At 65.5% G+C, this 8,966-nt stretch carries 7 protein-coding genes; 4 read left to right on the forward strand and 3 right to left on the reverse strand.

All coding sequences use genetic code 11. The features are described 5' to 3' along the window. Nucleotides 1–767, reverse strand: a 767-nt coding sequence (locus tag RJQ10_RS08190; protein ID WP_350145459.1) for an MDR/zinc-dependent alcohol dehydrogenase-like family protein, incomplete at its 3' end; no start/stop codon positions are given. A 108-nt stretch (nt 768–875) separates the two neighbouring features. On the opposite strand from RJQ10_RS08190, the gene ptsP reads away from it, so the two are divergent. Both ptsP and RJQ10_RS08200 read left to right on the forward strand, forming a co-directional pair. Continuing rightward, complete coding sequence (gene ptsP, locus RJQ10_RS08195; RefSeq protein ID WP_350145461.1) at nt 876–3,119, forward strand: phosphoenolpyruvate--protein phosphotransferase; 2,244 nt, start codon at nt 876–878, stop codon at nt 3,117–3,119. 37 nt (nt 3,120–3,156) lie between these two features. Further along, nucleotides 3,157–4,038 (forward strand): lysophospholipid acyltransferase family protein, encoded by an 882-nt coding sequence (locus tag RJQ10_RS08200; protein WP_350145463.1) that lies wholly within the window; start codon nt 3,157–3,159, stop codon nt 4,036–4,038. An 18-nt stretch (nt 4,039–4,056) separates the two neighbouring features. On the opposite strand, the gene RJQ10_RS08205 is transcribed toward RJQ10_RS08200, so the two are convergent. Both RJQ10_RS08205 and RJQ10_RS08210 read right to left on the reverse strand, forming a co-directional pair. Beyond that, entirely contained in the window at nt 4,057–5,418 is a 1,362-nt protein-coding gene (locus RJQ10_RS08205; RefSeq protein ID WP_350145465.1) for an MATE family efflux transporter, read from the reverse strand. 193 nt (nt 5,419–5,611) lie between these two features. Next, the gene (locus tag RJQ10_RS08210) at nt 5,612–6,136 is read right to left on the reverse strand and encodes a peroxiredoxin (RefSeq protein WP_350145467.1); all 525 of its coding nucleotides are present in this window, start codon (nt 6,134–6,136) and stop codon (nt 5,612–5,614) included. A 138-nt stretch (nt 6,137–6,274) separates the two neighbouring features. Between RJQ10_RS08210 and RJQ10_RS08215 the strand changes: the two genes are divergently transcribed. Further along, complete coding sequence (locus tag RJQ10_RS08215; protein WP_350145469.1) at nt 6,275–8,719, forward strand: amidohydrolase; 2,445 nt, start codon at nt 6,275–6,277, stop codon at nt 8,717–8,719. A gap of 18 nt (nt 8,720–8,737) precedes the next feature. Next, the coding region (locus RJQ10_RS08220; protein ID WP_350145471.1) for a hypothetical protein at nt 8,738–8,966 on the forward strand (229 nt) is incomplete at its 3' end.

Here is an 8,966-nt window from a genome sequence, read left to right on the forward strand (position 1 = left end):
GTACTCCCCAGCTTGCCGCCGCCAATGGCGTCGAAGGCCAGCGTGGCATCGGTGGCATCCAGCGCCGCCAGCAGCTGCTGCCGGAAGTCTCCGGCTTCAGAGTTGACCACGTATTTCGCGTCCTGTGACCGCAACAGTGCCTCCTGTTCTTCCTTGCGTACGATATTGACCAGCGGGATACCGTCGGCGATGCAGAGGCGGTTGAGCATCTGCCCGAGGTTGGAAGCCGCCGCGGTGTGCACCAGTGCGCCGTGCTGCTCCAGGTGCAAGGTCTCCACCATGCCCAGTGCGGTCATCGGATTCACAAAACAGGAGGCCCCCTCCTCGGCGCTGGTGTCGTCATTGAGCACCAGGCAAGCCTGCACGTTGACACAGCGGTACTGGCCGAACATTTCACCGCCAAACACGCCCACGGTCTTGCCCAGCAGGGCCTGCGCAGCTGCGGAGCTGCCGGCCTCGACCACCTGGCCCGCACCCTCGTTGCCCGCGGGCAGGGCCTGGTCAACACGCGCCTGGACGATCCCCATGGCCTGGGCGGGAATGTCTGCGGTCACCACCGGACGTTCCGGGGTACCACTGACCCGCGCTGTGCTCATGTCGGCGGGGCCGAACAGCAGCGCCAGATCAGAGGGATTGATGGGTGCCGCCTCAACTCGCACCAGTACCTCGTCCGGTCCCGGCTTTGGAACAGGGGTGTCCTCGAGCCACAGGGTCAGGGTGCTGTCTGCATTGACCCGGGTGCGCAACTGCAATCCGCTGTCTGCCATGATGGTTTCCTCTCTCGGTGTACTGGCAAGGGGATGCCACTATAGCGGATACTACCTGCCTGCGCCGCCCCCGATTACCGCGCCAGCACAGAACCGGAAACCGAGTTGATGAACACACTGCAGGAACTGACCCGCATCGTGCAGGCCGCTGCCCAGGCGGACCAGACCGAGGACCAGGTCAAGCTCATTGTGGAGGCCATCCACCGCGCCATCCACGTCGATGTGTGCAGCCTGTATATCGCCGCCACCGACGGCACCATGGCATTGGTGGCCAGCCGTGGCCTGGACCCGCAGGCCGTTGGCTACAGCCGCCTGGCACCGGGCCGTGGCCTGGTCGGCCGTGTGGCCCAGAGCCGGCACCCGATCAATGTCGCCGACGCCGCTTCCCATCCGGATTTCTGCTACCTCGCGGAAACCCGGGAAGACGAGTTCCGCAGTTTCTGCGGCGTGCCGGTGGTGCGCGCGGGTGCCGTCATCGGTGTGCTGGTGGTGCAGTCCCGGGAGGGTCGGGTGATGTCAGCCGATGAACAGGCCTTTCTGGTCACCCTCTCGACGCAGCTGGCCCTGGTACTGCCGCCGGAACCGCTGGCCGCGCACACGCCGGCCAATACCCTGCGCCGTGTGCGCGGGGTCAAGGGCGCCCCGGGGACCGGCATCGGCAGCGCGTGGCTGTGTGAAACCGTGGACCTGTACGCGGTTCCCGATCGCCCCTGCGAAGATCCCGCGGCCACCATTGACGAGTGGCACCAGCTGCTGGCCAAGGTCAGCGCCGATATGGACAAGGAGCGCGAGGCCCTGGGGGAACAGCTCTCCGACGGCGTCGGGGCCGTGTTCACCGCCTACCAGATGCTGCTCAACGATCCCGGCCTGCGCACCGGCGTGGAGCAGGCGATCGCCCAGGGACAGTGGCTGCCGGGTGCCCTGCGCCAGGTCGTGCACCATTACGCCGAGGTCTTCCTGGCGATGGAGGACCCCTACCTGCGCGCACGCAACGAGGACCTGCACCACCTCGGCAACAAGCTTTACCAGAGCTGGAGCGGTGCACCCGAAAACAGCCCCGCAGACGACCACGGTCCGCTGGTACTGACCGGCGCCAAGGTCAGCGTCTCGGATATCGCAGCCTGCGACCCGCAGCGCCTGGTGGGCATCGTATGTTACGAGGGGTCCAGCCTGTCCCACACCGCGGTACTGGCCAATGCCCTGGGTATTCCGGCGGTAATGGGAACCGGCAAGCTCAAAGGCATCGACAACGGCAGCCCGCTGATCGTCGACGGCAATACCGGCCAGGTCATCCTCTTCCCCAGCCCCTCGGTGCGGCTGGAATTCGAGCGCCTGCAACGCGCTGAACTGGCCCTGAAAGGCGAGCTGGCGGGCCTGCGCGACCAGCCCGCCACTACCACCGATGGCGAGCGGGTGCGTCTGCTGGCCAACACCGGGCTGTTGGCGGACATCTCGCCGGGGCTCGCCAACGGCGCCGAGGGTATCGGCCTGTACCGCACCGAAATGCCGTTCATGGTCAGCGAGTCCTTCCCGTCGGAGGACGAGCAGCTGCACATCTACCGCCAGGTGCTGGCGGCCTATCGCGGCCGCCCGGTATACATGCGCATCCTTGACATCGGCGGCGACAAGCCCCTGCCCTACTTCCCTATCCACGAGGAAAACCCGGCCCTGGGCTGGCGCGGCATCCGTTTCTGCCTGGACAACAGCTCGCTGCTGATGACCCAGGTCAGAGCCATGCTGCGGGCCGCCGCGGGCGGCGATGAATTGCATATACTGCTGCCCATGGTCAGCAATACCGGCGAGATCAACGCCTTCCACGGCGTGCTGCAGGACGCGCTGCAACAACTGCGGGAAGAAGGCGTCGAGGTGCAGCGCCCGCAGGTGGGCATCATGGTGGAAGTGCCCGCAGCGATCTCCCTGCTCCCGGCCTGGGCGCCAAAACTGGACTTTTTCTCCATCGGATCCAACGACCTGAGCCAGTACCTGCTGGCCCTGGACCGCAACAATCCCCGGGTCGCCGGGGCCTACGACCACATCCATCCGGCAGTGCTGCAGGAGATCGCCCGTATCACGACTACCGCCAGAAGCGCCGGGTTGCCGCTGAGCCTGTGTGGCGAAATGGCGTCCGACCCTGCCGGGGTGGTGTTCCTGCTGGGCATCGGCATTCGCAAACTCAGCATGAGCGCATCCAAGTTGCCGCGTATCAAATGGCTGCTGCGTTCCATGGCGGCCTCGGATGCCGCTGACCTGGCCCGGCAGGCCCTCACCCTGGACAACAGCGCAGACATCCGTCAGCTGCTGGAGGGCGCCTTGCACCAGCGCGGTCTCGGCCGCCTGCTCGGCAGCGAGTGATATACTCCCGCTCGAGCTTTGGCAACTGGATTGCAACATGACCGCACTGGACAAGGACAACCAGCCCCTGCAGGGCGAGCGCCTGCAGCGGCATATTGAGCGCGCCGTCGCGGTCGCGGGTATTCCCCGGAGTCGGGATGTGCGGATAGCCGGGCAGCTGGTGCAGCGACTGTTTCGGCCCGAGGTGCAGGGGGTGGACAACATTCCCCCAGAGCCCTGCCTGTTTGTTGGCAACCACAGCCTGTTTGCCCTGGACGGCCTGGTGGTCGCCACCATCATGCAGCAGCAGTACGGCCGCTTTCTGCGGCCACTGGGGGACAAGTTCCTGTTTACCCACCCGCAGCTGGAGAAAGCCCTGCTGGCCCGCGGCGCCGCCATGGGGCATCCCGCCGTCTGCAGCGCCCTGATGGCCCACGGCCAGGATCTGCTGGTTTTCCCCGGGGGTGCCCATGAGGCGGTCAAGCCCAATCGCCAGCGCTACCAGTTGCAGTGGAAGGAGCGCTACGGTTTTATTCGCATGGCCGCAGAGCACGGCTACACCATCATGCCCTTCGGCATTGTCGGACCGGACGAGTTCTACAGCCACCTGATCGAGAGCGAGGACCTTCCCGACTCCCTGCCGGGGCGCCTGCTGCGCCGGCTCGGCCTGTTGACCGATGACACCCGTGCCGACGCCCTGCCGCCGCTGCCGCTGGGAGCGCTGGGCACCCTGCTGCCCAAGCCCCAGCGCTGCTACCTGGGCTTTGGCCAGCCGCTGAGCCTGGCCCGGTTCCGCACGCGCAAACCGACCAAGGTGCAGCAGCAAAAGATCCGCGCCCAGGTTGCCGGCGAAATCGAGGAGCAGCTGCGGCAGCTGCTGCTACTGCGGGAACGACAGCGCCGGGAAGACAGTTTACTGCGCCGTATACTCACGCTCTGAGGGACCGGCGCCCAGGTCCTATTCCGCCATCACCCGGGCCAGTCGCGAGGGCTTGCGCCAGGTGTGTCCCAGCAGGCGTCGGAGGTAGATGACGGCCAGCATCAGCAGCATGGCGACAAAGCCCCACCAGCTCGCCAGCGGCCCCACCCCCAGCGGCTTGATCATGATGTACTGGCTGACCAGCATCAGCACATGCAGGCTCATGGACGTATTCATCAACCAGCGGGTATCGCCGGCACCTCGCAGCACGCCGCTGCAGATCAGGATGATCGCGTCCGCCAGCACATAGGTAGCCATGCCCAGCATCATGCGGCTGCCCAGCTCGGCGATCGCGGTAAAATCCTGCTCCGGCGTGGAGAACACCATGATCAGTTCCAGGCGGAAAACCACAAAGAACACCGCCAGCACCACCGAGTAGCCCAGCGCAATCACGAAGCCCGCGGCAATCACCTGGTTGGTCCGACTCATGTCGCCGGCGCCCACGTAGCGGCCTATCAGGCTGGTTACCGCGATATTGAGACCGATCAGCGGCACATAGTTCAGCATGTCCCAGTTAAAGACAATGGCCATGGCCGCACCCTCCGCCACGCCGTAGGACTGGAACAGCAGGAGAAAGAAGTTGAAGGTCGCGGCGCCGACAAATGTCTCGAAGCCCGAGGGCAGGCCCAGCCGCACATAGCGGCGCAGGATACCGCCGTCGTAGCGAAACGAATCCCGCACCCGGAAGATCTCGCGATGAAACCGGTTGAAATAGAACAGCGCGTAGATGCCAATGCTGAACCCGGTTGCAATCACGGTGCCCAGCGCTGCGCCGCGAATACCCAGTTCCGGAAAGCCGAACTTGCCGAAAATCAGCACCCAGCTCAGGGGTATGTTCAGCAGTACCCCCAGGGTATCGGTGATCATCACCACCCGGGTACGGCCGATGCCGCAGAAATAGGCCGCCGCGCAGGCTTTCACCATGGTGAAGAAGCCACCCGCCATCATCACGTAATAGTACTGCCGCTCCAGCACCACCTGCTCGGGCGGGTGCCCCATCAGCGCAAACAGCCCGCCCATCAGCCAGGCGATCACCAGCAACAGGGGTTGGCAGGCCAGGGCCATCAGTACGCCCTGGGTCAATACCCGGGGGCATTTCTCCATTTTGCCGGAGCCGTAGTACTGGGCCACCAGCGCCGTGGCATAGGACATGACCCCCAGAAACAGGGAGACGCTGACAAAGAAGGTCACGCCGCCGCCGAGGGCCGAGGCAATATGCAGGGCATCGATCCGCGACAGGAACAGGCGATCGGTGAAGACCATCAGGGCGAACGCGCTCTGGGACACCACCATCGGCAGTGCCAGACGAAACAGCTCGCGCGTTTGTCCGGTGCTGAGCATCACCCTCTCCACAAATGTGCACCAATACACGCCGTCGCCACCACCGGAGGTGGAGGCGAATTCGGCGGGACGGAAAAATCAGGCGCGCATTATAGGCCGCAGCGGTGAAAAGGCCAGAGCTGGCGCGCCGGGCTGAGACAAAATGCACGAAACCTGCGACGAACGCCCGCTACCGGCGTTCGAGGGCGGTATCTCAACGCCTGGCGATACCCAGCTCGCCGAGGGACGCCGCCATATCTTGGGCGGCGGTGGCGGGCTGCACCGAAGTGTCTATCTTCACAATAGTGCCATCGACGCCGATGTAAAAGGTATGGCGTTTGGCGAAGCCCATGCCCACCAATACCCCGTAGGCCTCGGCAACAGTCTTGTCCGGGTCACTCAACAGGGGAAAGTCGGCCCCGGTCTCTTCAGCGAAGCGCTTGTTGTCAGCCAGTGGGTCTACACTGGCCATGAAGTAGGTGACATCGTAGTCCCGGATCAGGTGGCCGTTCTCCGCCAGGGACTTGCACTCAACGGTGCAGCCGGAGGTGAAGGCGCGGGGATACCAGGCCAGTACCACGGCCTGCTTGCCGCGAAAATCCGCGAGCGAATAGGTGTTACCGTCACTGGCGGCAAGGGTGAAATCCGGGGCTGCGTCACCCACCTCGAGCCCGGCCGCGATGGCGGGCAGCGCAAGCGTAAAACTCAGTAGCAGGGTCACGGATCGAATCATTGACATGGAGAACTCCGAAAATCAGCTGGCGCCTGGTTCACTGGCAGGCGGGTACATAGTAAGGTACGTTGCTGCTGTTGCCTGGATCACTTTCGGCCACACAATCGCCGCACCACTCCTGCAGTGTAACCGATGGATACTGCCATGACGCTAAACCTCCGCTCCTGTTTGCTGCTGTTGTGCAGCGGCCCTCTTCTCACCTCGAGCCTGCCGGCTGCCGCCGGTGCCGGGCAGTCCGGCTGGGACGTCAACCGCCCGGACTTCTCGGCAAGCCCGGTCAGCGCCGAGGTCGACGTCAGCGAAGGAACCTGGATGAGCCTGGACGTGGCGCCCGACGGCCGTCACCTGGTGTTCGATCTGCTCGGCGACATCTATGAACTTCCCCTTGGCGGAGGCACCGCGAAGCCGCTGACCTCCGGCCACGCCTGGGATATGCAACCCCGTTACAGCCCTGACGGCAGCCGGATCGCCTTCACCTCGGACCGCGCGGGGGGCGACAATATCTGGACCCTGGAACGCAGCAGCGGCGAGCTGCGACAGATCACCTTCGAGACCTTCCGCCTGCTCAACAATCCCGTTTGGAGCCCGGACGGGCAGTATCTCGCGGCGCGCAAACACTTCACCACCTCGCGCTCCCTGGGCACGGGCGAAATCTGGCTTTACCACGCCGCCGGCAGCGACGACAACAGCGGCCAGCTGGTGGTGCCCCGTCCCGGCCCGACCTTCCAGAAGGAACAGGGCGAGCCCGCTTTCAGCCCGGACGGCGAGAGCCTGTACTTTTCCCTGAATACCACCCCCGGCGATACCTTCATCTACCACCAGGACAGCAATACCGAGCTGTTTCAGATTCGCCGCGTCGATCTCGCCAGCGGCGCAGTCAGCACCGTGGCCGGCGGCCCCGGAGGCGCCGTGCGCGCCACTCCCTCCCCCGACGGCAAACAACTCGCCTACGTCAAACGGGTGCGGGCCAACTCGCGGCTGTTCGTGATGGACCTGGCCTCCGGCACAGAGCGCATGCTGTTCGACGCCCTGGACCTGGACATGCAGGAGACCTGGGCGGTACACGGGCTGTATCCCAACATGGCCTGGACCCCGGACAGCCGCGACCTCGTATTCTGGGCCCAGGGCAGGATCTGGCGCCTGGCGGTCGGCTCCGGCGCAGTGACGGAGATTCCGTTCAGGGTCCAGGATCGTCGCGACGTCTACCCCGCGGTACGCTTCCCGGTGGAAGTGGCGCCGGCCCGGTTCCCTACCCGCATGGTGCGCTTCGCGCAGCCCTCCCCGGACGGCAGCGCGATCGTATTCGAGTCTCTGGGCCAACTGTATGTAAAACGCGGTGACAGCGCCCCCCGCCGCCTCACAACCGACAACGACGACGGCTTCGACTATGCCCCGGTGTGGTCGCCCGACGGCCGCGACATCCTGTTCCTGCGCTGGAACGACCAGAGCCTCACCCGGGTGCACAGCGTTTCCTCCCGCGGCGGCAAATCCCGCCCGCTGGACCACCCCAGGGGGCAGTACACGGAACTGGCGATCGCTGCCGATGGAACGACCCTGGCCCTGCGCAAGCTTCCCGCCAGCAGTCTGCTGAGCCCCGACTGGGCGGTCAAGCCCGGCCTCTATCTACTGCAACGCCGGGGTGGCGAGATGACCTTTATCAGCGCCCGGGGAAGCGACCCTCACTTCGGCCCCGACGGCCGAATCTATGCCCAGGAGCGCGCGGACCGTGCCAGCGGCCGCGGCAGCAGCACCGCCAGCACCACCCTGATTTCCATGACCCGCAGCGGCCACGATGTGCGCGAGGTCGCCAGCGCCGAACTCGCGACCAGCATTCGCCTGGCCCCGGACGGCCGCCACATAGCCTTTGAGGACGGCCAGCAGATTTACCTCGCGGCCGCCACCCCAACCGGCAAGTCGCTGCAACTGGACGCGGCGAAACCGGCCTTTCCCACGGTTCGCCTCAGCGAGGTGGGCGGGGCCTATCTGAACTGGAACGCCGACGGCAGCGCCGTGAGCTGGAGCACCGGCCCCGAACTGAAAACCGTGACCGTAGCCCGGGCCATGAAGCCGGGCTTCGAACCGGGCGCGGCGGGCATCGACCTGTCGATGACCGTGGACGCCGCCACCCCGAATACGCGCCTGGCCCTGACCAACGCCCGCATCGTGACCATGAACGCAGCGCGCGAAGTCATCGAGGGAGGCACCCTGCTGCTGGAGGGCAACCGCATCCGCGCCCTGGGCGGCAGCGATCTCGTCATACCCGAGGGCTTCCTCACGGTCGATATGGCCGGCAAGACCCTGCTGCCGGGCTTTGTCGATATCCACGCCCATGGCCCCTACGGCAGCAACGACATCATCCCGCAGCAGAACTGGGACCTGCTCGCGCACCTGGCGCTGGGAGTGACCACAATGCACAACCCGGCCAGTACTGCCCACCTGGTGTTTGCCGCAGCGGAGTACGCCCGGGCCGGCAGGATCCTGGGGCCGCGCATCTTCTCTACCGCGGAGACCATCTACGGGGCGAGGTCCACCAACCTGCACCCGGTGGAAACCTTCGAGGACGCCCTGGCCCACGTCCGCCGACTCTAAGCCCAGGGCGCGGTAACCGTGACGGACTACAACCAGCCGCGCCGGGACCAGCGGCAGTTGGTTATCGAAGCGGCGCGGCAGGAGGGGCTCATGCCGGTGGCCGAAGGCGGCGCCCTGTATCACATGGATATGAACCTGATCGGCGACGGGATCACCGGCATTGAGCACAACGTGCCAGTGCTGACCTTGTACGACGACGTCATCCAGTACTGGCGCCAGAGCCAGGTCGGCTACACCCCGACCCTGG

Origin of the sequence: Haliea sp., from assembly GCF_040222615.1 — a bacterium.
In the GTDB taxonomy this organism is placed as follows: Bacteria; Pseudomonadota; Gammaproteobacteria; order Pseudomonadales; family Halieaceae; genus Haliea.